General features: G+C 69.7%; 22 protein-coding genes and 1 riboswitch. Of the genes, 8 read left to right on the forward strand and 14 right to left on the reverse strand.

Annotation, left to right across the window (positions count from 1 at the left end; genetic code table 11):
- Nucleotides 1–219 precede the first annotated feature (219 nt).
- From proX to ASF43_RS16130, 4 genes are all read right to left on the reverse strand, one after another.
- On the reverse strand, nucleotides 220–1,227 hold the full coding sequence (proX, locus tag ASF43_RS16115) for a glycine betaine/L-proline ABC transporter substrate-binding protein ProX (RefSeq protein ID WP_056183027.1): 1,008 nt from the start codon (nucleotides 1,225–1,227) through the stop codon (nucleotides 220–222).
- Nucleotides 1,228–1,253: 26 nt separating this feature from the next.
- On the reverse strand, nucleotides 1,254–2,459 hold the full coding sequence (gene proW / locus ASF43_RS16120) for a glycine betaine/L-proline ABC transporter permease ProW (protein WP_056183029.1): 1,206 nt from the start codon (nucleotides 2,457–2,459) through the stop codon (nucleotides 1,254–1,256).
- A 17-nt stretch (nucleotides 2,460–2,476) separates the two neighbouring features.
- Entirely contained in the window at nucleotides 2,477–3,676 is a 1,200-nt protein-coding gene (gene proV, locus ASF43_RS16125) for a glycine betaine/L-proline ABC transporter ATP-binding protein ProV (protein ID WP_056183483.1), read from the reverse strand.
- Between the two features lie 370 nt (nucleotides 3,677–4,046).
- Nucleotides 4,047–4,649: a YqhA family protein gene (locus ASF43_RS16130; RefSeq protein WP_056183030.1), complete on the reverse strand. Its 603-nt coding sequence runs from the start codon at nucleotides 4,647–4,649 to the stop codon at nucleotides 4,047–4,049.
- Between the two features lie 145 nt (nucleotides 4,650–4,794).
- Between ASF43_RS16130 and acs the strand changes: the two genes are divergently transcribed.
- On the forward strand, nucleotides 4,795–6,780 hold the full coding sequence (acs, locus tag ASF43_RS16135; RefSeq protein WP_056183033.1) for an acetate--CoA ligase: 1,986 nt from the start codon (nucleotides 4,795–4,797) through the stop codon (nucleotides 6,778–6,780).
- A 62-nt stretch (nucleotides 6,781–6,842) separates the two neighbouring features.
- Here the strand turns inward: acs and ASF43_RS16140 are convergent, their stop codons facing one another.
- Nucleotides 6,843–7,151, reverse strand: coding sequence for a c-type cytochrome (locus tag ASF43_RS16140; protein ID WP_056183035.1), 309 nt, complete (start codon nucleotides 7,149–7,151; stop codon nucleotides 6,843–6,845).
- 98 nt (nucleotides 7,152–7,249) lie between these two features.
- On the opposite strand from ASF43_RS16140, the gene ASF43_RS16145 reads away from it, so the two are divergent.
- Nucleotides 7,250–7,492 carry a TIGR04438 family Trp-rich protein gene (locus tag ASF43_RS16145; protein ID WP_056183037.1) on the forward strand — a complete coding sequence of 81 codons (243 nt, stop codon included), beginning with the start codon at nucleotides 7,250–7,252 and terminating at the stop codon, nucleotides 7,490–7,492.
- 10 nt (nucleotides 7,493–7,502) lie between these two features.
- Here ASF43_RS16145 and ilvD read toward each other — a convergent pair whose 3' ends face one another.
- A complete protein-coding gene (ilvD, locus tag ASF43_RS16150) occupies nucleotides 7,503–9,194 on the reverse strand; it encodes a dihydroxy-acid dehydratase (RefSeq protein ID WP_056183040.1) in 1,692 nt (563 codons plus the stop codon).
- A 101-nt stretch (nucleotides 9,195–9,295) separates the two neighbouring features.
- On the opposite strand from ilvD, the gene ASF43_RS16155 reads away from it, so the two are divergent.
- The gene (locus tag ASF43_RS16155) at nucleotides 9,296–10,243 is read left to right on the forward strand and encodes a LysR family transcriptional regulator (RefSeq protein ID WP_056183043.1); all 948 of its coding nucleotides are present in this window, start codon (nucleotides 9,296–9,298) and stop codon (nucleotides 10,241–10,243) included.
- Here ASF43_RS16155 and bfr read toward each other — a convergent pair.
- A complete protein-coding gene (gene bfr / locus ASF43_RS16160) occupies nucleotides 10,240–10,716 on the reverse strand; it encodes a bacterioferritin (protein ID WP_056183046.1) in 477 nt (158 codons plus the stop codon). The two genes, ASF43_RS16155 and bfr, sit on opposite strands and share 4 nt — an antisense overlap.
- A 247-nt stretch (nucleotides 10,717–10,963) precedes the next feature.
- Here bfr and ASF43_RS16165 point away from each other — a divergent pair, with 247 nt between their 5' ends.
- Nucleotides 10,964–12,028, forward strand: coding sequence for a DUF3616 domain-containing protein (locus ASF43_RS16165; RefSeq protein WP_056183049.1), 1,065 nt, complete (start codon nucleotides 10,964–10,966; stop codon nucleotides 12,026–12,028).
- 12 nt (nucleotides 12,029–12,040) lie between these two features.
- Here the strand turns inward: ASF43_RS16165 and ASF43_RS16170 are convergent, their stop codons facing one another.
- Genes ASF43_RS16170 through ASF43_RS16180 form a run of 3 tightly spaced genes read right to left on the reverse strand, consistent with a single transcriptional unit; the run spans nucleotide 12,041 to nucleotide 15,014 of the window.
- Nucleotides 12,041–13,651 (reverse strand): hypothetical protein, encoded by a 1,611-nt coding sequence (locus ASF43_RS16170; protein ID WP_162241816.1) that lies wholly within the window; start codon nucleotides 13,649–13,651, stop codon nucleotides 12,041–12,043.
- Nucleotides 13,648–14,244, reverse strand: a complete 597-nt coding sequence (locus ASF43_RS16175; protein WP_056183053.1) for a YceI family protein — start codon at nucleotides 14,242–14,244, stop codon at nucleotides 13,648–13,650. The genes ASF43_RS16170 and ASF43_RS16175 overlap by 4 nt, the downstream gene beginning before the upstream one ends.
- The gene (locus ASF43_RS16180) at nucleotides 14,241–15,014 is read right to left on the reverse strand and encodes a CDP-alcohol phosphatidyltransferase family protein (RefSeq protein WP_056183056.1); all 774 of its coding nucleotides are present in this window, start codon (nucleotides 15,012–15,014) and stop codon (nucleotides 14,241–14,243) included. The genes ASF43_RS16175 and ASF43_RS16180 overlap by 4 nt, the downstream gene beginning before the upstream one ends.
- 57 nt (nucleotides 15,015–15,071) lie before the next feature.
- Here ASF43_RS16180 and ASF43_RS16185 point away from each other — a divergent pair, with 57 nt between their 5' ends.
- From ASF43_RS16185 to ASF43_RS16200, 4 genes are read left to right on the forward strand one after another with little or no spacing between them, the layout of a single operon-like run.
- Nucleotides 15,072–16,049, forward strand: coding sequence for a zinc-binding alcohol dehydrogenase (locus ASF43_RS16185; protein WP_056183059.1), 978 nt, complete (start codon nucleotides 15,072–15,074; stop codon nucleotides 16,047–16,049).
- A gap of 10 nt (nucleotides 16,050–16,059) precedes the next feature.
- Complete coding sequence (locus tag ASF43_RS16190) at nucleotides 16,060–16,467, forward strand: 6-carboxytetrahydropterin synthase (protein WP_056183062.1); 408 nt, start codon at nucleotides 16,060–16,062, stop codon at nucleotides 16,465–16,467.
- A gap of 4 nt (nucleotides 16,468–16,471) precedes the next feature.
- The gene (locus ASF43_RS16195; protein WP_056183065.1) at nucleotides 16,472–17,533 is read left to right on the forward strand and encodes a glycosyltransferase family 4 protein; all 1,062 of its coding nucleotides are present in this window, start codon (nucleotides 16,472–16,474) and stop codon (nucleotides 17,531–17,533) included.
- The gene (locus ASF43_RS16200; RefSeq protein ID WP_056183067.1) at nucleotides 17,530–18,426 is read left to right on the forward strand and encodes a class I SAM-dependent methyltransferase; all 897 of its coding nucleotides are present in this window, start codon (nucleotides 17,530–17,532) and stop codon (nucleotides 18,424–18,426) included. The genes ASF43_RS16195 and ASF43_RS16200 overlap by 4 nt, the downstream gene beginning before the upstream one ends.
- Here ASF43_RS16200 and ASF43_RS16205 read toward each other — a convergent pair.
- From ASF43_RS16205 to ASF43_RS16220, 4 genes are all read right to left on the reverse strand, one after another.
- Nucleotides 18,423–19,238: a RibD family protein gene (locus tag ASF43_RS16205; protein WP_235578260.1), complete on the reverse strand. Its 816-nt coding sequence runs from the start codon at nucleotides 19,236–19,238 to the stop codon at nucleotides 18,423–18,425. The two genes, ASF43_RS16200 and ASF43_RS16205, sit on opposite strands and share 4 nt — an antisense overlap.
- 163 nt (nucleotides 19,239–19,401) lie before the next feature.
- A complete protein-coding gene (locus ASF43_RS16210) occupies nucleotides 19,402–21,552 on the reverse strand; it encodes a TonB-dependent siderophore receptor (protein WP_056183070.1) in 2,151 nt (716 codons plus the stop codon).
- Between the two features lie 85 nt (nucleotides 21,553–21,637).
- Nucleotides 21,638–21,749, reverse strand: a riboswitch (TPP riboswitch).
- Nucleotides 21,750–21,777: 28 nt separating this feature from the next.
- Nucleotides 21,778–22,725: an amino acid ABC transporter substrate-binding protein gene (locus ASF43_RS16215; protein WP_056183071.1), complete on the reverse strand. Its 948-nt coding sequence runs from the start codon at nucleotides 22,723–22,725 to the stop codon at nucleotides 21,778–21,780.
- Between the two features lie 10 nt (nucleotides 22,726–22,735).
- Entirely contained in the window at nucleotides 22,736–24,043 is a 1,308-nt protein-coding gene (locus ASF43_RS16220; RefSeq protein ID WP_056183072.1) for a dicarboxylate/amino acid:cation symporter, read from the reverse strand.
- Nucleotides 24,044–24,116: the final 73 nt, after the last annotated feature.

Genomic DNA, 24,116 nt, shown 5'->3' on the forward strand with positions numbered 1-24,116 from the left:
CCGGCCGCGGCCTGGCAGCGCTGCCCCGGGGATGGTGCGCATTGTTCGGGTTGGGCCTGGGCAGATTGCGTCGGCTTTGTGACGTGGCGAGCCCAGGGCGCCGGAATGCGGTCAGGGCGTTAACTTGTGCCGCGGTCGAGCCCGGCCGGGAGCGGCACGCACGTGCGTTCGAACAGCAAAAAGGCCACCGGAGGTGGCCTTGCGAGTACGTTCAGCGACTCAGTCAGCTGCTTTCAGCGCCGCATCGATCCAGCCGTCGAACGTCTTCTGGTGGCCCTTGATCCACGCATCGGTATGCCGCTCCACGTCGGCCGGCTTGTTCTGCCCGTCGCGCATGCGCAGGTTCTGCGCGTTGATGTCGGAAACCGACAACTGCATCACCTCGAACAGCTTGGCCGCGGCCGGGTTCCTGGTCACGAAGTCCTTGTTGGCCACGATGCGCTGCGTGTTCATGACGAAGCCGTAGTTCTGGCCGCTGGCGAGCTTGGTGTCCAGCTTGCTCTGCTCGCCGGGCAGCGAGGAGAACGGCACCTTTAGCCAGACCACTTCCTGGCCCGGCCGCAGCACGCCGCTCACCCAATAGGGCGTCCAGGTGTAGTACAGGATGGGCTGGCCGGCCTTGAAGCGGGCGATGGTGTCGGCCATCAGCGCGGCGTAGCTGCCCTGCGTGTGGCTCACGTGGGCGCGCAGCTTGTAGGCGTCCAGTTGGTGCTCGATCACGGCCTCGCAGCCCCAGCCAGGGTTGCAGCCCGTCATGTCAGCCTTGCCGTCGCCGTTGGTGTCGAACAGCTTGGCAATCTCTGGCTTGGCCAACTGGTCGACCGAGGTGATCTTGTAGCGGTCGGCCGTCTTCTTGTCGATCAGGTAGCCCTGGGCCGCGCCGGTGGAGTATTGGCCCGTGCGCGAGAGCTTGGCGTCGCCGCCGGCGTTCTTGTAGAAGTCGGCGTGCAGCGGGTCCCAGTGGTCGGCCATGAAGGTGGCGTCGCCGTTGGCGATCGCGACATGGGCCGTGGGGTATTCCACTTCCTTGATGGGCTGCACGTCGTAGCCCAGCCTGGCGAGCGCGCGCGAGACCAGCAGGGTCTGGAAGGTTTCTTCGGCGATCGAGCTTTGCAGCGGCTGCACGCGCACGCCCTTGCCGGGCAGGTCCTGCGCCATGGCGGCGGTGGCTGCGCTAGCGATCAGGGTGGTGGCGAGCAGGGCGCGCAAGGTCGGCTTCAAATGCATGGGGTCGGTTCCTTTTGGAGGGTGGATCAATGGATGCGGGCGGCGAGTGCGAGCTCGGCGCTTTCGGGTTCGTGCACAGCCGGGGCTGGCTTGGCCGGCGCGGGCCGCAGCGCGCGCAGCACCAGCCCGGCCGGGCCGGTCTGCCACCAGTGGCGGGCGCCGCGGCGCGGCTGGCCCATGGCCTGGGTGATGCGGTCCAGCGTGATGGCCAGTAGCACGATGCCCAGGCCGCCCACGGTGGCCAGGCCCATGTCGAGCCGGCCGATGCCGCGCAGCACCATCTGGCCCAGGCCGCCGACGGCGATCATGGAGGCGATGACCACCATGGACAGCGACAGCATCAGCGCCTGGTTGATGCCGGCCATGATGGAAGGCATGGCCAGCGGCAGCTGCACCTTGGTCAGCAGTTGCCACGGCGAGGCGCCGTAGGAGCGCGCGGCCTCGATCAGGTCGGGCCGCACCTGGCGGATGCCCAGCGTCGTCAGGCGCACCAGCGGCGGCAGCGCGAACACGATGGTCACGATCACGCCCGGCACGTTGCCGATGCCGAACAGCATCACCACCGGCACCAGGTAGACGAAGGCCGGCGTGGTCTGCATCGCGTCGAGCAGCGGCCGCATGATGCGGTTGGCGCGGTCGGATGCGGCCAGCAGGATGCCCAGTGGCAGCCCGATCACGAGGCAGAACACCAGCGAGGTGAGCACCAGCGACAGCGTGGTCATGGCCTCGGGCCAGATGCCCAGCATGGCGATCAGCAGCAGCGAGACCACGCCGCCCAGCGCGATCGCGCGGCCCGCGCATTGCCAGGCGATGAGGCCCAGCAGCGCGACCATGGCCAGGGTGGGCACGGACAGCAGCAGTGCCTCGACGCTGGCCAGCGTGGTGTCGATGGGCGCGCGTACGGTCTGGAAGAAGGGGCGGAAGTGCTCCACCGTCCACGCCAGGCCCTGGTTGATCCAGGACTCGACCGGCAGCGAGCCGTCCCACAGCTGCGAGAAATGAAAGCCTGCGGCGTCGGCGCCGTCCAGGGCCGTGGCGGGCGCGTCCAGCCAGTCGTCGGCGCCGGCAGCCGGCTCGGAGCCACCCCAGGCCGAGCCGGCTTCGGGCGCGGGCTGCGGGCTGGCCCAGGGGTCGGCCGCGGGTGTCTCAACCGGTGCGGCGGGCGTGCCGGCGGCGTCCCAGGGGTTGGCGTCGGCCTGGGCGATCGAGGTGGTGGTGTTGTGGTCTTGCATGTGGTGTCCTCGTGTGGTCAGTCCGTGCCCTTGTCCATGAAGCGCAGCAGCGTGGTCTTGCTGATCGCGCCCACGTAGCGGCCCTGGTCGTCGATGACGGGCAGGGGCCAGGGCGACTGCGCGACCTGGCCGAACAGTTCGTTGACGGGGTGGACGGCCGGCACGGTCTGCACGTCGGGCAGGAAGGCGTGCTGCAGGCCCAGCGTGCCCTCGTGGTGCTTCAATGCCGTGCGCAGCGAATCGGCCGAGACCATGCCCAGCAAGCGCTGCTTGGGATCGACCACGTACGCATAGTCGCGGTCCAGGTCTTCCAGCATCTTGAGGGCGGGGCGCGCGCCGCGGTTCGGGTTTTCCGACACCACGACCTGGCTGCGCCGCGCGATGTCGCCGGCCTTGAACACGGCGGCCGCGTCCACGCCGCGCACGAAGCTGCGCACGTAGTCGTTGGCGGGCTGGCGCAGGATCTCCTCGGGCGTGCCGACCTGCACGACCTGGCCGTCCTTCATGATGGCGATGCGGTCGCCGATGCGCATCGCCTCGTCCAGGTCGTGCGAGATGAAGACGATGGTGCGGCGCTTGACCTGCTGCAGCCGCATCAGCTCGCTCTGCATCTCCGTGCGGATGATCGGGTCCAGGGCCGAGAAGGCCTCGTCCATGAGCAGGATGGACGGGTCGGACGCCAGCGCGCGCGCCAGGCCCACGCGCTGCTGCATGCCGCCCGACAGCTCATCGGGGTAGCTGTCGCCCCAGCCGTCCAGGCCCACCTGGGCCAGCGCCAGGTCGGCCTGCTCCAGCCGCGTGCGCTTGCTGGCGCCGGCCAGCTCCAGGCCGAAGGCGGTGTTCTCGCGCACCGTCATGTGCGGCATCAGCGCGAACGACTGGAACACCATGCTGATGTCCTTGCGGCGCAGCGCGCGCAGTTGCCGGTCGGAGTGCTCGTTGATGTCGGCGCCGTCGATCACGATGCGGCCGGCACTGGGCTCGATGAGCCGGTTGAGCAGCCGCACGAGCGTGGACTTGCCCGAGCCCGACAGGCCCATGATCACGAAGATCTCGCCCGCCTGGATGTCGAAGCTGGCGTCGAAGACACCGATGGATTGGCCGGTCTGGGCCAGGATCTCCTGCTTGCTGAGCCCCTGGCGCACGAGGGCCAGCGCTTCCTCGGGTTCGTCGCCGAACACCTTGAAAACGTGGTCGATGTGGATGTCTTTTGCCATGCGGCAGTCCTCCCGGTTCGTGTTCTGTATCAGGCCGCCCACGAGGCAGGCGGCCGCGATCCGCAGCCGCACGGGCAGGCACTGAAGACGACGAGAGACGACGCAACCAGAGCCTGTCGGGCGCCAAGGGGGCGATCAGCGGGCCTGGTCGAGGGGGCTGAAGGCGATGGCGCGACGCGGCGTCGGGTGGCCGGAAGAACCGGCCGGGGATGCAGGGCCAGGCCCTGCGAGAGCCTTCGGTACCGCGACGGGATGCAAGGAGATCCGCGAGTAGTACCGAAGCGCCAACATACTCAGTTGGCTGTTAAGAGGGGCGCGATTCTAACTTTTTGGTCTAAGTCATGTCAAGTCATGACTTATTTTCTGGCTGTCAGTGTCGCGCGTTCTCCGTGGCCGACATCATCTTGTCGGTGTAGGCGATCGCCATCGCCGAGAACAGGAAGGCGATGTGGATCGCCGTTTGCGCCAGCAGCACCTTCTCGGTGTAGTTGTCGGCGTTGATGAAGGTCTTGAGCAGGTGGATCGAGCTGATGCCGATGATGGACATGGCCAGCTTGACCTTGAGCACCGAGGCGTTCACATGGCTCAGCCACTCGGGCTGGTCCTCGTGGCCTTCCAGGTTCATGCGGCTCACGAAGGTCTCGTAGCCGCCCACGATCACCATGATGAGCAGGTTGGAGATCATGACCACGTCGATCAGCGCCAGCACCACCAGCATGATGACGGTCTCGTTCAGCGTGGTGATGGGCGCGTCGGTCTTGTAGCCGATGCTGTTGATCAGCGCCTGCAGCGCCGGGCCGCTGCCGAACGCGGCCTCGACCAAGTGCGTCAGCTCGACCAGGAAGTGCACGACGTAGACCGCCTGCGCGACGATCAGGCCCAGGTACAGCGGTAGCTGCAGCCAACGGCTGGCAAAGATCAGCTTGGGCAGCGGGCGCATCGGCGAAGCCTTGGACGGTATGGGTTCTGACATGGGTTGGAGGGTTGGCGAAAGGGCGCGATTGTAGGAGCGCCGCGTGCACGCAAAATGAATGCCCGGCCGGTTGTCAGCCTGCTGTCAAGGCCGGCCGCGACAGTCGCGGCGGCCCGTTCCATCGCCTACAAGAGGAGACAAATCCATGAGTGCCATCGAATCCGTGCTGGTCGAGAACCGCGTGTTTGCGCCGCCTGCCGCCGCCCAGCAGGGCGCCCGCATCGCCAGCATGGCGGCCTACCAGGCCCTGTGCGACGAGGCCGAACGCGATCGCGACGGCTTCTGGACCCGGCTGGCGCAGGAGAACCTGGTCTGGACGACGCCCTTCACGCTCGTGCTGGACGAGTCCAACGCGCCGTTCTACCGCTGGTTCGACGACGGCCAGCTCAACGTCTCGGCCAACTGCCTGGACAAGCACATGGGCACGCCGGTCGAGACCCGCACCGCCATCGTGTTCGAGGCCGACGACGGCACGGTGCTGCGCGTGAGCTACCGCGAATTGCTGGGCCGCGTGGCCCGTTTCGCCAATGCGCTCAAGGCCCAGGGCGTGGGCAAGGGCGACCGCGTCGTCGTCTACATGCCCATGGGCGTGGAGGGCATCGTCGCCATGCAGGCCTGCGCGCGCATCGGCGCCACGCATTCCGTGGTGTTCGGCGGCTTCTCGGCCAAAGCGCTGCAGGAGCGCATCATCGACGCGGGCGCCGTGGCCGTGGTCACCGCCAACTACCAGCTGCGCGGCGGCAAGGAGCTGCCGCTCAAGTCCATCATCGACGACGCCATCGCGCTGGGCGGCTGCGACACGCTCAAGACCGTGCTGGTCTACGAGCGCACGCGCACGGCCTGGAGCAAGGTGGCCGGCCGCGACAAGAGCTTCGACGAGGCGCTGGCCGGGCAGGGCGAGGACTGCCCGCCGGTGGCAGTGGACGCCGAGCACCCGCTGTTCATCCTCTACACCTCGGGCTCCACCGGCAAGCCCAAGGGCGTGCAGCATGCCAGCGGCGGCTACCTGCTGTGGGCCAGGCTCACGATGGACTGGACCTTCGACCTGCGCCCGGACGACGTGTTCTGGTGCACGGCCGACATCGGCTGGATCACCGGCCACAGCTACGTGGCCTACGGCCCGCTGGCGGCCGGCGCCACGCAGGTGGTGTTCGAGGGCGTGCCGACCTTCCCGCACGCAGGGCGCTTCTGGCAGATGATCGAGAAGCACAAGGTCAGCATCTTCTACACGGCGCCCACGGCAATCCGCTCGCTGATCAAGGCGGCCGAGACCGACGAGAAAGTGCACCCGAAGAACTGGGACCTCACCAGCCTGCGCATCCTGGGCTCGGTCGGCGAGCCGATCAACCCCGAGGCCTGGATGTGGTACCACCGGAACGTGGGCGGCGAGCGCTGCCCCATCGTCGACACCTTCTGGCAGACCGAGACCGGCGGCCACGTCATCACGCCGCTGCCGGGCGCCACGCCGCTGGTGCCGGGCTCGTGCACGCTGCCGCTGCCCGGCATCGCCGCCGCCATCGTGGACGAGACCGGCAAGGACCTGCCCGATGGCGCGGGCGGCATGCTGGTCATCAAGAAGCCCTGGCCGTCGATGATCCGCACGATCTGGAACGACCCCGAGCGCTTCAAGAAAGCCTACTTCCCCGAGGAGATGGGCGGGCGCATCTACCTGGCCGGCGACGGCGCGGTGCGCAGCACGGACCGCGGCTACTTCCGCATCACGGGCCGCATCGACGACGTGCTCAACGTCTCGGGCCACCGGCTCGGCACCATGGAGATAGAGTCGGCCCTGGTGTCCAAGACCGACCTCGTGGCAGAAGCTGCCGTGGTGGGCCGGCCCGATGACGTGACAGGCGAGGCCGTGTGCGCCTTCGTCGTCTTGAAGCGCGCGCGGCCCGATGGCGACGAGGCCAAACAGATCGCCAAGGCGCTGCGCGAGTGGGTAGCCAAGGAGATCGGCCCGATCGCCAAGCCCAAGGACATCCGCTTCGGCGACAACCTGCCCAAGACGCGCAGCGGAAAGATCATGCGGCGGCTGTTGCGGTCGATTGCCAAGGGCGAGGCGATCACGCAGGACACCAGCACGCTGGAGAACCCGGCCATCCTGGAGCAGCTGGGCCAGGCGTACTGAGCCGGATCGCGCCCACAAAAAAGCCCGCTGCATGCAGCGGGCTTTTGCGTTGGCGCCCAGGCTCAATTCAGGCTCATGACCCAGGCTGCGAGCTTCTTCGAATCGGCCTCGTTGACCTGCGGGTTCGCCGGCATCGGCACCGGGCCCCAGACGCCCGAGCCGCCCTTGACGATCTTGGCAGCCAGCTTGTCGACGGCGCCCTTGTCGTCCTTGTATTTTTCGGCGATGGCCTTGTAGGCCGGGCCGACCAGCTTCTTGTCAATGGCATGGCAGGTCATGCAGTTCTTGGACGTGGCCAGGGCCTGGTCCGCCCAGGCGGGAACAGCCGCAAAGCCGGCCAGCAAGGCCACCGTCAGCAGAGCACGTTTCATCTTTTTCCTCGTTGGGGGTTGGGGTACAGTCTTTCGATTCATTGTAGTAAGACAGGTTCCCGCTGCAGGCCGCGGTGGGACTGGTGTGAAGGGCTGCCATGTACCTGCTCGGAATCGGAATCGTGCTGCTCGCGCTGCGGTGGCTCGAGATCGGCCCGTTCGCCACCTGGAGCTGGTGGGCCGTGGCCGCGCCCTTCGGCCTGGCCGTGCTGTGGTGGGCGTGGGCCGACAGCAGCGGCTACACCAAGCGCAAGGCCGTGGAGCGTGAAAACGCGCGCAAGGCCGAGCGCCTGGAACGCCAGCGCGACAAGCTGGGGCTGCGCCCCAGGAAGCCGCGCTGAGCATTGGCCATCAATAGTCGTCCAGCACCGCGCCCTTGCTCGCCGTGCTCGCGTTGAACGCGAACTTGGCCTGCACGCCGCGCGTGTAGCGCGGCTTGGGCGCCGTCCAGCCTTCGCGGCGCTTGGCCAGCTCGGCCTCGGGCACGTTGAGTTCCAGCACCAGCTTGTGCGCGTCGATGGTGATGGAGTCGCCCTCCTGTACGAAGGCGATGGTGCCGCCGGCCGCGGCCTCGGGGGCCACGTGGCCCACCACCATGCCCCAGGTGCCGCCGGAGAAGCGGCCATCGGTGATCAAACCCACGCTCTCACCCAGGCCGGCGCCGATCAGCGCGCCCGTGGGCGCCAGCATCTCGGGCATGCCGGGGCCGCCTTTGGGACCAAGGTAGCGCAGCACCATCACGTCACCCGCGACGATCTTGCCGTCCAGAATGGCCTTGAGCGCCGACTGCTCGTCGTCGAACACGCGGGCCGGGCCGGTGATGACAGGGTTCTTCAGGCCCGTGATCTTGGCCACTGCGCCTTCGGGCGACAGGTTGCCCTTGAGGATGGCCAGATGGCCTTCGTCGTACATGGGCTTGTCGATCGGGCGGATCACGTCCTGGTCGGCGCGCAGCGCCGGCACGTCGGCCAGCGTCTCGGCAATCGTCTTGCCGGTGATGGTGATGCAGTCGCCGTGCAGCAGGCCCGCGTCGAGGAGCACCTTCATCACTTGCGGAATGCCGCCGGCCTTGTGCAGGTCCACCGCCAGGTACTTGCCGCTGGGTTTTAGGTCGCAGATCACGGGCACCTTCTTGCGCATGCGCTCGAAGTCGTCGATGGTCCATTCCACGCCGGCCGTGTGGGCGATGGCCAGGAAGTGCAGCACCGCGTTGGTCGAGCCGCCCGTGGCCATGATCACGGCCACAGCGTTCTCGATCGACTTCTTGGTCACGATGTCGCGCGGCTTCAGGTCCTTCTTGATCGCCTCGATCAGCACCTTGGCCGACTCCTTGGCCGAGTTCTGCGTCTCGTCGTGCGGGTTCGCCATGGTGGACGAGTAGGGCAGGCTCATGCCCAGCGCTTCGAACGAGCTGGACATGGTGTTGGCCGTGTACATGCCGCCGCACGAGCCCGTGCCGGGGATGGCGCGGCGTTCGATCTCGGTCAGGTCTTCGTCGCTCAGGTTGCCGGCCGCGTTCTGGCCCACGGCCTCGAACACGCTCACGATGTTCAGGTCCTGCCCCTTGTAGCGGCCCGGCAGGATGGTGCCGCCGTAGACGTAAATCGCGGGCACGTTGGCGCGCAGCATGCCCATCATGCCGCCCGGCATGTTCTTGTCGCAGCCGCCAACGACGAGCACGCCGTCCATCCACTGGCCGCCGACGCAGGTCTCGATGCAGTCGCTGATGACCTCGCGGCTGACCAGCGAGTACTTCATGCCTTCCGTGCCCATGGCCATGCCGTCCGAGATGGTGGGCGTGCCGAACACCTGAGCGTTGCCGCCGGCTTCCTCGATGCCCGCGATGGCCGCGTCGGCCAGCTTCTGCAGGCCGCTGTTGCACGGCGTGATGGTGCTGTGGCCGTTTGCCACGCCGACCATGGGCTTCTTGAAGTCGCCCTCTTGGTAGCCCATGGCGTAGTACATGGAGCGGTTGGGCGCGCGCGACTTGCCTTCGGTGATGTTGGCCGAACGGCGGTTGATCTGGATGGTCTTGGTTTCCATGGGGTCGTCTCTCGTGGGGGAGTTTTTTGCAGCGCGAAGTATGCGCCGGGCCATCCATTTATTCCAATCCGTTTCCGCACCGCCATTGATATGCTCGGCATATGAATGACACGTTCGTCGAACTCCGCGTGTGGCGCCAGTTCCTGACGGTGGCCGAAGAGCTGCACTTCGGCCGCGCCGCACACCGCCTGCACATGACGCAGCCGCCGCTGACGCAAGCCATCGCGCAGCTGGAGCGCGCGCTGGGCGTGCCGCTGTTCGAGCGCACCAGCCGGCGTGTGGCGCTCACGCCCGCAGGCCAGGCGCTGCTGCCCGATGTGCGCGACCTGCTTACACGTGCCCAGGCCTTGCCCATGCGTGCGCGCGAGGCGGCCGGCGGCGAGGTCGGCCGCATCCGGCTGGCCTTCGTGTCCACGGTGGGCTTCGAGCAATTGCCGGCCTGGGTGCGCGCCTTTCGCGCCGCCAACCCGCGCGTGGCGCTGGAGCTGGTCGAGGCCACGGGCGATGTGCAGCTCCAGGCTTTCGAGCGCGGCGAAATCGACGCCGGCTTCATGCTGCATTCACCGGGCTTCGCGCCGCCGGCCCTGGCCCATTTGCAGGTGGCGACCGAGCCGCTGGTGCTGGCGCTGCCGGCGCATCATCCTTTGGCGGCTGCCGAGCGCCCGGCCTGGCCGGCCGTGCTGGCCGAGCCGCTGGTGATCTTCCCGCGCCGCATCGTGCCCTCTCTGCACGACGCCGTGTTCGGCCTGTACCACGCGGCCGGGCGCTTGCCCGTGGTGGCTCAGGAGGCCATCCAGATGCAGACCATCGTCAACCTGGTGTCGGCCGGCATCGGCGTGGCCTGGGTGCCCGAGAGCGTGATGCAGTTTCGACGCCAGGGCGTGGTCTACCGCGTGCCCGATGCGCGCAAGCGCAAGGGCCAGCCCGGCGCGACGCCGGTGTGCGAGACGAGTCTGGTGTGGCGCGGCGAGGTCGATGGTGCGGGCGTGGCGCCCGCGCTGGCGCGCTTCGTGGCCTTCGTGCGCGCGCAGGTCGAAGAGGGCGACTAGACGCCGGCCTCTGTCTGCGACTGCAGGTAGTTCTCCAGGCCGACCTTGTCGATCAGGCCGAGCTGCTTTTCCAGCCAGTAGGCGTGGTCTTCCTCGGTGTCGCGCAGTTGCGTGAGCAGCAGGTCGCGGCTTACGTAGTCGCCCACGCTCTCGCACAGCGCCATGCCCTGCTGAAGCGCTGCGCGCACTTCGTATTCGGTGGCCAGGTCGGTGCGCAGCATGTCGGGCACGGTCTGGCCCGGCGTGAAGGGCTTGGGCTGCATGTCGGGCATTCCACCCAGGAACAGGATGCGGCGCAGCAGTGCATCGGCATGCTGCGTCTCTTCCTGCATCTCATGGTCCAGCCGCGTGTAGAGCTTGACGAAGCCCTGGTCTTCGTAGATGCGCGAGTGAATGAAGTACTGGTCGCGTGCGGCCAGCTCGCCGCGCAGCAAGTCCTTGAAATAGTCGATGACCTGTGTGTTTCCCTGCATGTTCTCGTCCTGTTCGAATGCGCCGAGTATCCCGTGGCGCGCGCATTTGCGCCGAATGGCCCCCACGCAGCGCTGTGCATGCGAGGGCACGGGGCTCCTCACCTCGGCCGGCTGATCGGACTGCTGACGCTGGTCGTGGTCTGTATCGCCGGCGTGGGCCTGGCGGGCGCTGGTAGGGAAGCAGCTCGACCCGGTGCCGGCCCGCTGGCTGCCTGTGCATGGTCGAACCGCTGCAGAATGGGCCTGGATGATCCGACCTTTCCATCCGACGCTGCGGCTGGCAGTTCTGGCCCTGGGGCTGCACGCGTGGCAGGCGCAGGCCCAGACGCCGCCGCCCGCCATCGCCCCCGCCGGCAAGCCATGGTCCACCGGCGCCGGCTTCGAGTTTGCCGACCAGCAGAAGAAGACCCGCCAGTCCGTGAGCGGCATCGCCTGCGCGCCGAACGCGGCTGGCGTGCGCATGTGCCTGGTGGTGTTCGACGAGGGCACGCAGGCGCGCTTCGCCGAGGTGGACGCCGGCCGGGTCGTGCCGCAGCCCGGCGGCGTGCTGTTCGGCGTGCCTGGCAAGGAGCTGGATGCCGAGGGTGCCGCCACCGACGGCCGCTTCTTCTATGTGACGGGCTCGCATGCCGTCAAGCGCAGCGACTGCGCACCCAACGAGGCGAGCCAGTACGTGCTGCGCTTCGCGCGCGACGGCGCCACCGGCCAGGCGCTGCCGCCCGCGCCAGGGGCCGTGACGCCGGGCGGCTACCAGCACACACGGCGCCTGCGGGCGCTGTTCGCCAACGACTTCCAACTGCAACCCAGCCTGGGCGTGGGCCGCTGCCTGGGCACCGGCGCGCTCGACATCGAGGCCCTGGCCGTGCGCGACGGGCGGCTGCATTTCGGGCTGCGCGGCCCGACCGAGGCCGACCACGCCTTCATCGCCTCGGTCGACGCAGACGCGTTCTTCAGCGGTGCCGACGCCGGCCTCACCGTCACGCGCGTGCCCGTCGGCTACCGGCGCGGCCTGCGCGACATGGCGGTCGTGCCGCAGGGCATCTTGCTGCTGGCCGGCCCCGACGACCATCCCGACAGCCGCGACGCGGGCTGGGCGGTCTCGCTGTGGGACGACAAGAGCGCCGGCCGGTTGGCCGCGCCCCGGCTGCTGGCCACGCTGGATCTGCGCACAGTCGCGCGCAGCAAGTGCGACGACGACACCAAGCCCGAGGCCATGGCGCTGCTGGAGGAGACCGCGCAGGCCTACCGCGTGCTCGTGCTGTCCGATGGCATGTGCGACGGAGGGCCGCTGGTGTTCGACATTCCGCGCTGAGAAGACGCAGCATCAAGGCCCTGCGAACACGCCCAGCAGCAGCCCCGTGAGTTCGTGCATGCCCCCGATCGCCGGCCCGGTGGGCGACAGACCGGCCTTGAAGCCCGCGCGCTCCAGGCGCTGCAGCAACCGTGGATCTGCGCTGATCACGTGCACGGGCACATCCCATGACGCGCCCGCGCCGCTGACGCCGGCGAACGCCTGGTGGTCGCCGACCACGATGGTCAGTAACCCGGTTGGCGCGCGCTCGCCGAGATAGGCGCCCAGCCACTCCCAGGTGGCCGCGATGGACTGCACATAGGCCGGCACCGGCTCGCGCAACGACGCGGGCTCGTCCAGTGCATGGGCGCGTTGCTCCGCGGTGTAGGGCTCGGGGCTTGTGAGCCGGTCCCAGTCCGCCACGAAGGGCGGGATGGGGCGGAACGGCACGTGGCTGTTGACGGTGGGGAACACGATGAAGCGCGGCGCACGGGAGGCTGCAGGCTTGGCCAGCTCCTGCGCATGCAGCAGCGCCATGGACGCCTGGTCCGGGATGCGCCAGGGGCCGAACGGCAGGCCGGCATAGCCCATGTCGTCGGCGTCGACATAGTGGTCGAAGCCGAAGAAGCGGCCTTCTGGCCAGGGGCGCTGCAGGCCCGGCATCCAGCTCACGGTGCGCCAGCCGTGCGCGCTGAAATGCTGCGCCAGCGTGCGGCGCTGCGTGCTGAGCAGCACCTCGTAGTCCAGCGGGTCGCGCGTGTCCACGCCCGTGAGCAGCGCGCCATGCGCCAGCCACGAGCCACCGGCATACGTGGGCGAGCGCACGCGGGCCGACACGACATGGCGGCCGCTGGCGGCAATGGCGCGGGCCAGGGCGTCGCGCGGGGCGGCCAGCTGGCGCGCCTGCTGCGGATCGTCCAGCGTGCTCACGCCGTAGGACTCGAAGAACAGCAGCAGCACGTCGGCGCCGCGCAGGCCCGCCAGGTCGGTTTCGAACGCGGGGCTGGGCGTCAGCCGCGACTCGGAGCCGCGGTCGTGCAGCAGCGCGGCGACCAGCTGCGTCTGGCGTGCCAGCACCGGCGTGATGCTGCCGGCGAAGAGCGGCGGCGTGTCGGGCGCGACGCGCAACTGCACCGCAAACACCGCCAGCAGCGCGGCCGACAGCGCCGCCGCGCCATGCCGCTGCGGGCGCCGCGCCAGCGTCTGCTGCAGGGCCTGCCAACACCCGCGTGCCAGGCGGTACAGCAGCCACAGCGCCAGCAGCACGCTGGCCACGGAGGCGGCGATCTGCCACCACGGCGTGGCGTTCATGGCCAGCATCCGGCCCACGTGGCGGCCGTCCCAGTACAGGTGCAACGGGCGGCCGAACAGGGCGGCCGAGGTGATGTCGATAAAACGCACCGCGATCAGCGCGGCGGTGGCGAGCGCGAACGCGCGCAGCGGCAGCCGGCCGCGCCAGGCCATGCAGCCGGTGGCCAGCAGCACGGCGATGCACAGCTCGGGCGCCACGCGCGGCGTGGGCTGCGGCCAGGGCGTCGGCCCGGGGTTGACCAGGGTCAGCAGCACGTTGAGCAGCAGCAACGCCGCAGCGCCGGCCACGATGGGCGCGCCCTGGCGGGCCGGGGCCAGGGGCACCGGCCTCACTTGCGGATCGCTTCGAACTCGATGATCAGCTGCACCTCGTCGCCAACCCAGCCGTTGGCCACGCCGTAGTCCATGCCGTAGGCGCTGCGCTGCACGCTGCCGCGCGCCGACACGCCCATCACATGCTGCTTGGTGATGGGCGAGGGCGCGCTCTTGTTCCAGGTGGCCTGCAGCACCAGCGGCTGGCTGCGGCCCAGCAGCTCCAGCGTGCCGGCGATCTCGAAGGTGCGATCACCCGTGCGCTTGCCGCCCGGCGCCGTGAACACCATGCGCGGGAACTGCGCGGCGTTCAGGAAGTCGCCGCCGCGCACATGGCGGTCGCGCCCGTTGTGGTTCGTGGTCGCGCTGGCGGACTCGACCTCCACGCGCACGTCGCTGAGCGCGCCCGTGGCCTCGTCGAAGCTGTAAGTGCCGCGCGCCTTGGTGAACTGGCCCAGCACCTTGGCGTAGCCGATGTGCGCGACCAGGAAGCCCAGGCTCAGGTGGTCGGGGTCGACCTCGTAGCGCGCGCTCTGTGCGGCAGCGGGCAGGGTGGCCAGCGCCAGGCAGGCGGCCAGGGCCGTGCGACGCGAGAAACGTGCGATGCGGTTCATGAAGCAGCCTCCACGGAATGCGGCCGGCGCCGTGCCAGCCACAGCGTGTCCACGGCGAACGACCAGGCCAGCGCGGCCAGCCCGGCCGCGGCGATCCACTGCGCCAGCGCGGGCGGCACGATGGGCGCCAGGCACACGATCAGCGTGACGATCTGCACCACGCAGACCGTCTTGCGGCGCAGGCTGGGCGGCAGCGGCGCGGCCAGCCAGGGGCAGGCGATGGCCGCCAGCACGAAGGCATAGCGCAGCGCGCCGGCCGCCAGCACCCAGGCGCCGGCCTGGCCCAGCGCGTAGACCAGCAGGCTCAGCACCAGGATCAGCAGGGCGTCGGTCTCCATGTCGAAGCGCGCGCCGAAGGCGCTGGCCTGCCGTCTGCGCCGCGCGAGCGGGCCGTCGACCGCGTCCAGCACGGCGGCCAGCGTGGCCAGCCCGAGCGCAGCCCAAGCCCAACCCGGCGCGGCGCTCTCGCCCAGGCCCGCGGCCAGCAGGCTCACCATGGCCAGACGCAGCAGCGTGATCCCATTGGCCGCGCCGAAGCGCGCATGCGGCCGGTGGGCCGCCAGCCCATGCCAGACGCAGCCGGCGGCGACGGCGAACAGCGCCAGTGCCTTCACCGTGAACCAGGGGCTCAGGTCGGCGGCGCTGGTGGCCAGCAGCGCCACGGCCAGCAAAGGCAGCGCCGTGGCCGCGATCGCCAGCGCCGCATTGCGCCGCAGCGCCAGGTGCGCGCGGGCCAGCGATGGCCTGGGCAGGGAAGGGGATGGGTGCATGGTTCTAAGATGGCGCGCCGCCGCAACCGACACAGCATGCCAGCATTGCATCCCCACATGGTTTCCGATGGTTTCCGCGCCTGCTGGACCGAGGCGCCCGGCCGCGCCGCCATCCGCAGCGGCACGCTCGCGCCGCCCGCCGATGGCGAGGTGCGCGTGCGTGCGCTGCACAGCGCGGTGAGCCGCGGCACCGAGCTGCTGGTGTTCCGTGGCGAGGTGCCGGCCAGCGAGTTCGCCCGCATGCGCGCGCCGTTCCAGCAAGGTGAGTTCCCCGCGCCCGTGCTGTATGGCTATGCCAACGTCGGCCTGGTCGAGGCCGGGCCGCCTGCGCTGCAGGGGCGGCACGTGTTCTGCCTGTTCCCGCACCAGACGCACTACAACGTGCCGGCCACTGCCGTCCACCTGCTGCCCGAGGGCGTGCCGCCGGCGCGCGCCGTGCTGGCTGCCAACATGGAGACGGCCGTCAACGCGCTGTGGGATGCCGCGCCGCGCCTGGGCGACCGCATCGCTGTGGTGGGCGGGGGCGTGGTCGGCCTGCTCGTGGCCTGGCTCGCCTCGCGCATGCCGGGCTGCGCGGTCGAGCTGGTGGACCTGCGCCCCGAGCGCGCGGCCGTCGCCGCGCAGCTGGGCCTGCGCTTCGCCCTGCCGCAGGCGGCTGCCCCGGATGCCGACCTCGTCGTGCACGCCAGCGGCCAGCCGCAGGGCCTCATCACGGCGCTGGGTCTGGCCGCCTTCGAGGCCACGGTTCTCGAGCTGAGCTGGTACGGCAGCCGCGCCGTCGCACTGCCGCTGGGCGAGGCCTTCCACGCGCGCCGGCTCACGCTGCGCAGCTCGCAGGTCGGCCACGTGGCAGCCGCGCAGCGCAGCCGCTGGAGCCATGCGCGGCGCATGGCGCTGGCGCTGGCGCTGCTGCGCGACGACGCGCTCGACGCCCTCATCACCGACCACGCCCCGTTCGACGATCTGCCGCAGGTGATGCAGCGGCTTGCCGGGGGTGCCCCCGACACGCTGTGCCACCGCATCGATTACCCCTGAAAGACAAGCCATGTACACCGTCAACGTCCGCGACCATTTCATGATCGCCCACAGCTTCCACGGCGAAGCCTTCGGCCCGGCGCAGCGCCTGCATGGCGCGACCTATGTGGTCGATGCCGCGTTCAGCCGCCGCGCGCTCGATGCCGACGGCATGGTGGTGGACATCGCCCGCGCCACCGAGGTGCTGCGCAGCGTGCTGGCCGAGTTCAACCTGCGCAACCTGGACGACGACGCCGCGTTCACGGGCCAGAACACGACCACCGAGTTCATGGCGCGCGTGGTGTTCGAGCGCATCGCGGCGCGCGCGCAGGCTGGCGAGCTGGGTGCGCACGCCAGTGGCATCGAATCGCTGCGCGTGCAGCTGCACGAGTCGCACGTGGCCTGGGCCAGCTACGAGGGCGTGCTGGGCGCGGGCTGAAGCCGTGCACGGCAAGGCCTGCATCTTCCTGGTGCCCGGCGACTGGGATGCCCGCACGGGCGGCACGCTGTACGACCGCCGTATCGCGCAGGGCCTGCGAGCGGCCGGCTGGCAGGTCGAACGGCGCTCGCCAGGCGACATGTTTCCGCTGCCCGACGCTGCCGCGTTGCGTCAAGCCAGCGAGGTCGTCGCGTTGCTGCCCGACGGTGCGCTGGTCGTGGCCGACGGGCTGGCCTTCGGCGCCATGCCGGCGATTGCCGAAGACCACGCTGCACGCCTGCGCTGGGTCGCGCTCGTGCACCACCCGCTGGCGCTGGAGACCGGCCTGTCGCCCGCGCAGCAGGCTGCGCTGCGCGACAGCGAGCGGCGCGCGCTGGCCTGCGCGCGCCAGGTCGTCGTGACCAGCCGCTCCACCGCGCGCGCGCTGGTGGCGTTCGATGTGCCGGCCGCGCGCATCTCCGTCATCGAGCCCGGCACCGAGCCGGCGCCGCGTGCGGTGGGTGGCGGCGCGGGCAGCGGGGCCCTGTCGCTGCTGTGCGTGGCCAGCGTCACGGCGCGCAAGGGCCACGCACTGCTGCTGCAGGCCCTGGCGGCCCTGCAGGATCGCCCCTGGCAACTGCACTGCGCCGGCAGCCTGGCGCGCGATGGCGACACCGTGGCCCAAGTGCGGCGCATCGCAGCGCGCCTGGGCCTGCAGGACCGCGTGGTCTGGCACGGCGAGGTCGATGCAGGCCGGCTGGAGCTGCTCTACGCGCAGGCCGACCTGTTCGTGCTGCCGTCCTGGTACGAGGGCTACGGCATGGCGCTGGCCGAAGCCCTGGCGCGCGGCCTGCCCGTCGTGAGCACGGCGGCCGGTGCCATCGTCGACACCGTGCCGGCCGGTGCCGGCGTGCTGGTGCCACCGGGCGATGCCGATGCGCTGTGCCATGCGCTGCAGCGGTTGATGGATGACCGCGCGGCACGCGCTGCGTTGGCCGCAGGGGCTGCAGCGGCCAGCACGCGGCTGCCCACCTGGCCCGCAGCCGTCACGCGTTTCGCCTCCGTGCTGCAAGGCGTGCCGCAATGACAGGCTTCAGCACCGACTGGCTGGCCCTGCGCGAGCCCTTCGACCACGCCGCGCGCACGGCGGCCGCCGCGGCGCTGGACTGGCCGGCGCTGGCAGCGCATCTGCCGGCAGGCGGAGAGCCGACCACCGTGCTCGACCTGGGCTGCGGCACGGGCGCCACGCTGCGCGCGCTGGCGCCGCGGCTGGGCAGCCGGCAGCGCTGGACGTTGGTGGACCACGACGCCCGCCTGCTTGACGCCATGCCCGCAGCGCTTGCCCCCTGGTCGGCATGCCAGGGCCTGCATCTGAAGGAGCGGGGCGGCGTCCTGCTGCTGCAAGGTGGGGGTCGCCGCATCGAGATCGAACGCCGCCGGGCCGACCTGGTCGCCGGCTTCGACCAGCTGCGATTCGAGAGCGCGCAACTGGTCACGGCCTCGGCGCTGCTGGACCTCGTCTCGGCGCCGTGGCTGGCGGCCCTGGTTGCGCGTTGCCGCGCAGCGAACGCGGCCATCTGCTGGGCGCTGAATGTCGACGATCGCATGGACTGGCAGCCGGTGGACCCGTCCGACGTGCCGGTCCACGCGCTGTTCCAGGCGCACCAGCAGCGCAACAAGGGATTCGGCCCGGCCCTGGGTGGCGCAGCCGTCACGCAAGCCGGCGCGCTGCTCGTGCAGGCGGGCTACCGCGTCAGCCGAGCCGCCAGCGACTGGCTTGTGGATGGCATGCGTGGCGCGCAGGATCGCGCCATGTTGCGCGCGATGGTCGAGGGGGTGGCGCTGGCGGCCCTCGAACAACAGCCGGCCTCACACGCCGAAGTCGACGACTGGAAGGCCCGGCGCCTGGGTCTGGTGGCCGACACGTGCCTGCGTGTGGGCCATGTCGATGTGCTGGGCATTCCTGCAGCGCCGCGCTAGGCGCGCAGGTCCATGTCCCACAGCACATCGCCGCCCAGCGCGAAGGTGCGCACGGGCGGGCGCAGCGCGTCGGCCATGGCGTCGGAGCGCTTGACCCGCAGCCCGGGGTGGCCGGCGCCGATCAGGACGGGCGCCACGATCAGGTGCAGCCGGTCCAGCAAGCCTTGCTGCACGAACTGCGACACCGTGACGCCGCCGCCCTCGATGAACAGCGTGCGCAGGCCACGCGCGCGCAGCGCGGCCAGGACCGCGGGCAGCGCCAGCACAGCACCGCCCGATGGGTGGGCGGGCAGCGCAACCACGCGGTCTGCGCCCAGCCGGGCCTCGGCCTGCGTGCGGTGGGCGGCGTGGCAGACCAGCAGGGTCGGCGCCTGGCCGTCGCGAAAGAGCTTGGCGTCGGCCGGTACGCGCAGCCGCGGGTCCAGCACCACGCGCGTGGGGTTGGGGCCGGGCACGCGGCGCGTGGTGAGCTGCGGGTTGTCCAGGCAGGCCGTGCTGGCGCCCACGACCACGGCGTCGCACAGCGCGCGCAGGCGGTGCAGGTGCACCAGGCCCTCGGGGCCGTTGACGAAGCAGGCGTCACCCGTGTGCGTGGCGATGCAGCCGTCCAGGCTCTGGCCGAGCTGGCCGATGGTCCAGTCGGCCGCATCGCCCCGGCGGTCGAGCAGCGGCTTGAACAGCGCGAACAGCGACTGGGCGTCGGCATGCCAGCCTTCGGGCAGGGCGTAGCCCGCGTGGGCCGACCAGTGCAGCGGCAGCCGCGCATCGGTCGGCGGCAGGCCGCGCCGGCGGCGCTGTGCGATGTCCAGCAACAAGGGCCACAGCGCGGCGACATCGCCGAGCGGCTGGGGGACGGCTGGCGAAAGGGGATGGGCGCTCAGAAGACGGCCTCTCGGAATGGCGCGCCGCGGAGGATGCCGCGGCAGCGCCCATGCTAGCCGCGTCCGGTGTGACCGGATGTAGTACGGCGTCGCGTTAGAAGTCGGCCGTCATGGCCAGGCGCACGGTGCGCGGCGTGCCCGTGAACAGGTAGACGTGGCCGAACTGCGTCGGCGATTCCTTCCAGTAGCGCCGGTTCGCCAGGTTCTCCACGCCCAGCGTCCAGTGCGTGGCCAGTCCCTGCACCCTGGCCGCGTAGCGCAGGCCGGCGTCCAGCCGCGTCCACGACGGCAGCTCGATGGACTGGTCGGGCAGCACCGAGCGGCGGCCTTCGTGCACCAGGCCGCCGTCCAGCGCCAGGCCCGGCACGGCCGCCACCGTGTAGGCGGCCTTGGCGCGCAAGACCAGGCGCGGCACGTTGACGGGGCGCGTGCCGTTCAGCGCCGCGTTCTCCGTGCTGCCGCGGCGCTCGGCATCCAGCAGCGTGAAGCCGCCGTCCAGCCGCCAGGGCCCGCCTGCCCAGCCCAGCGTGGCTTCCAGGCCCTGGTGCAAGGCGTTGCCGTCGTAGCGGGCTTCGCATGGCGTGTCAGGGACTGCCGGCGTGCACGACTCGATATTGGTCACCGGCCGCTCGATGCGGAACCACGCCAACTGCCAGCCCCAGGTCGATGTGCCGCCCTTGGCGCCGACCTCCCATTGCCGGGACTTGCGCACCGGCAGTGCAACGCCGGCATTGCTGTACCGCGAGGCCCTGTTCGGCACGAGTTCCGATTCCACGCCCTGGCCGTAGCTCGCGTAGACCAGCGGGCCGCTGGCGATCTGGTAGCCCAGCGAGACCCAGGGCGTGGTCAGGCTGGCGTCGTAGCCGGTCGGGCGCGAGCCATCGGTGCGCACGCTCTCGCGGTCAAGGCGCGTATGGCGCAGGCCCAGCCAGGTCGTCCACTGCGGCGACCAGCGGATCGTGTCCTGCAGCGACAGCTCCAGCGAGCGCTCGTCGCGGTTGGTGCTGGGGTCGGTCAGCGTCGGGTCGGCCGTCGTGATGGCCGTGCCGTCCACGTTGCCCACGCCCACATAGTTGTAGGCCTGGGCCTGGAAGCGGTTGCGCACGCGCGAGTGCAGCAGGCCCACGCCCAGGTCGTGCGTGATGCCGCCCGTGGCCACGCGGCCCTTGAGCTTGACCTGCGCGGCGGTCTGGCGGCGCTGCTCGTTCTCGCTGCGAAAGTCGTACAGGTCGTAGCTGCCATCGCTGCAGTAGCGGTCTGCGAGGTAGAAGTCCGGGCCCGTGCAGCCAAAGGCATAGGCCAGCCGGTCGTCCGTCTTGAGCCGCTGCTGCCCGACCTGGGCCGACCAGCTCCAGTCGGTGGTCAAGGCCTGCTCGATGCGCACGGTGCCCGTCAGCGCGCCGAACACCGAGGGCTGCGACCAGGGCTGGTTGTTCAGGTTCAGGTGCGGGCTGGGCACGGCCGGCAGGATGTTGCCCAGCAGGCTGTAGCCGGCCTGGCTGGGCTGCGACTTGCGGCTCCACTCGACCTCGGCTTCCACCACGGTGTCGCGCCCCACGCGCCAGTCGGCCGCCAGCGCCACCAGGCTGCGCCGGCCGTCCAGGTCGTCGATGCGCGGGCGCAGCGTTTCGTGCGCGACGTTGAAGCGGTAGCCGAACACGCGGTCCACGCCGAAGCGGCCACTCAGGTCGATGGCGCCCAGCACGCCGCCGTTGCCCGAGACCTCCACCGTGGCGCGGCGCAGGTCGTTCTCGGTCGGCCGCTTGACCGCGTAGTTCACCAGGCCGCCAGGCGCACTGGTGCCGGCCTGGATGCCGCTCGTGCCCTTGAGGATCTCGATGCGGTCCTTGTTGTCCAGCGGGATGGAGGTCTCCGCGCTGATCGGCAGGCCTTCGCGCCGGTAGTTGAAGCGGTTGTCCAGCGTGAAGCCGCGGATGGTCAGGTAGTCCCAGTAGCCCGGCGAGTTGTAGGCATCGGTGACCGAGGCGTCGAACCTGGTCAGGTCGGCCAGCCGGCGCGCGCCGCTGGCCTGCAGCGTGGCGGCGTCGATGACGGTGACCGACAGCGGCAGCTCGCGCAGCGGCTGGTCGCCAAAGCCCGTCACATCAGCCCGCGGGGCCTGCTGGCCGGCCTGGACGGTCACGGCCGGCAGTGTGGGGGCGGGGGCCTGTGCCGCAGCGGCCAGCGCGCACAGCGCCGCCGCTGCGCCGGCCAGGGCCTGCAAGGGAAAGGAAAAACGGTTCATTGCCACAACGCTTTCGACGTCATAGCAGGTCGGCCTGCCGGATCGTGGCGGCCGCTCGAGAGGCCACCGGGTGCGGTGGCGCGGCCTATCCTGGTCAATGCTTCCCTGCGCGAGGATGACCTCAATCAGGTTCAAAGGGACTTTCTCAGTCGCGAACCACCCCGGAAGGACAGCTCGCCACACCCCTAGCGATGCGCCCTTGCGGGCGCGGAGCGGATTCTATGGCTACTGCGGCTTGCTGACCGACAGCGTCTGGATGATGGCTTCGAGCTGCGGGCTCATCGGCAGGTTGATGCTGGTGCCCGAGGGCAGGCGGCGCAGGAACCAGCGGTTGTATTGCCGCTCGATCTCACCGTCCTCGGCCAGCAGGCGGAAGCTGTCGGTGATCACACTGGCCAGTTGCGGGTCGTCCTTGCGGTACATGATCCCGTAGGGGTCGTACGACAGGAACTCGCCGACCACCTGGAACTTGCCACCCTGGTTGGCGTTCTCGGCGATCAGGCCATACAGCAGCACGTCGTCGGTGGCAAATGCATCGGCCGCGCCATTGGCCACCTGCGCGAAGCTGGCGGCGTGGTCGGGCATGGCGACGATCTGCGTGTCCAGCTTGAACCTGGCCACCAGGTCGCGCATTGACTTCTCGTTCGTCGTGCCGGCCGTAACCACCACCTTCTTGCCCGCCAGATCACGGAACGAGCGCACGGGCGAGCCGGCCTTCACCATGAGCTTGGTGCCCGAGACGAAGATGATGGGCGAGAAGGCCACGCGCTTTTGGCGCTCCAGGTTGCTCGTGGTCGAGCCGCATTCCAGGTCGGCCTGGCCGTCGGCGATGGCGTCGATGCGCGACTCGGACGTGACCGGCACCCAGGTGATGGTCAATGTCTTCTGCACGGCGTCGGCGATGGAGTTCACGAGCGCCTTGCACAGTTCGATCGAATAGCCGATCGGCTCCTTGCGCGCATTGAAGTACGAGAACGGCACCGAGGATTCACGGTGCGCGATCGCGATCGTTCCGGTATTGCGCAGCTTGGCCAGCGTGCCGGTGAGCTGCGTGGGCGCGAATGCCGAAGAGGGCGGCCGGGGCCGCTCCACCTCGTCTTCCGCCCGCGCCGCACCGCCCGCCAGCGCGGCCCACAGGCCGATGGCCAGACATGCCTTCCATGACGTGTTCATGGCGCGCGCCTCAGGCATGAGCCGGATGCGCCAGCGTGGCCGCGGCTTCCCGGTCCAGTGCCTTGGCGTTGGCGTCGGCTTCGGCCTCGGGCAGCAGCTCACCTTCCCACTTGGCAACGACGGCCGTGGCGATCGAATTGCCGACCGCGTTGGTGGCCGAGCGGCCCATGTCCAGGAAGGTGTCCACGCCCAGGATCAGCAGCAGGCCGGCCTCGGGGATGTTGAACTGGTTCAGCGTGGCGGCGATCACCACCAGCGAGGCGCGCGGCACGCCGGCCATGCCTTTGGAGGTCAGCATCAGGATCAGCAGCATGGTGATCTGCGTGCCCATCGACAGCTCGATGCCGTAGGCCTGCGCGATGAACAGCACGGCGAAGGTGCAGTACATCATCGAGCCATCGAGGTTGAACGAGTAGCCCATGGGCATCACGAAACTGGAGATCTTGCGCTTGACGCCGAAACGGTCGAGCGCGTCCAGGATCTTGGGGTAGGCGGCTTCCGAGCTGGCCGTGGCGAACGACAGCAGGAAGGCTTCCTTGATCAGCACCAGCAGCTTGAACACGCGCGGACCCAGGAAGGCCAGGCCCGCCAGGATCAGCACCGCCCACAGCACGAACAGGCCCAGGTAGAAGTCGCGCATGAACACGGCGAACTTGAGCAGGATCTCCAGGCCATTGACCGACACTGTGGCGGCCATGGCGGCCATCACGGCCAGCGGGGCCAGCTTCATCACGTAGCCCGTGATCTTCAGCATGGCGTGGGCCAGCTCGTCGATCGCGGCGACCAGGGTCTTGCCCTTTTCACCCAGCGCGGCCAGCGCGACACCGAAGAACATGGAGAACACCACGATCTGCAGGATCTCGTTGTTGGCCATGGCCTCGGCGAAGGACTTGGGCACCAGATGGCTGATGAAGTCCTTGAGAGTGAACTTGGACGTGGCCAGGTTCGCCGAGGCCCCGATGTCGGGCAGCGGCAGCCCCAGGTTCACACCCGGCTTGAGCAGGTTGGCCATCACCAGGCCCAGCACCAGCGAGATGAGCGATGCGGTCACGAACCAGCCCAGCGCCTTGCCGAACACGCGGCCCACGGACGAGGCATCGCCCATGTGCGCAATGCCGACCACCAGCGTGGAGAACACCAGCGGGCCGATCAGCATCTTGATCAGCCGCAGGAACACGTCCGACATGATGGAGATGTAGCCGGCGATCTGCGCCGCGGTCTTCTTGTCGGGGAAGTTCGTGAACACCATGTAGCCGATCAGGATGCCGACCACCATGGCCAGCAGGATCCAGACGGCTGGGGGTAGTTTCTTTTTCATTTCAAAGTCTCCATGCAAACGTTTTGGGAATGGTTGTGGTGGGTGGTGCAGTGCGCGCGGCCTGTCACCCGCG

This window comes from Pseudorhodoferax sp. Leaf267 (genome assembly GCF_001422405.1).
In the GTDB taxonomy this organism is placed as follows: domain Bacteria; phylum Pseudomonadota; class Gammaproteobacteria; order Burkholderiales; family Burkholderiaceae_C; genus Pseudorhodoferax.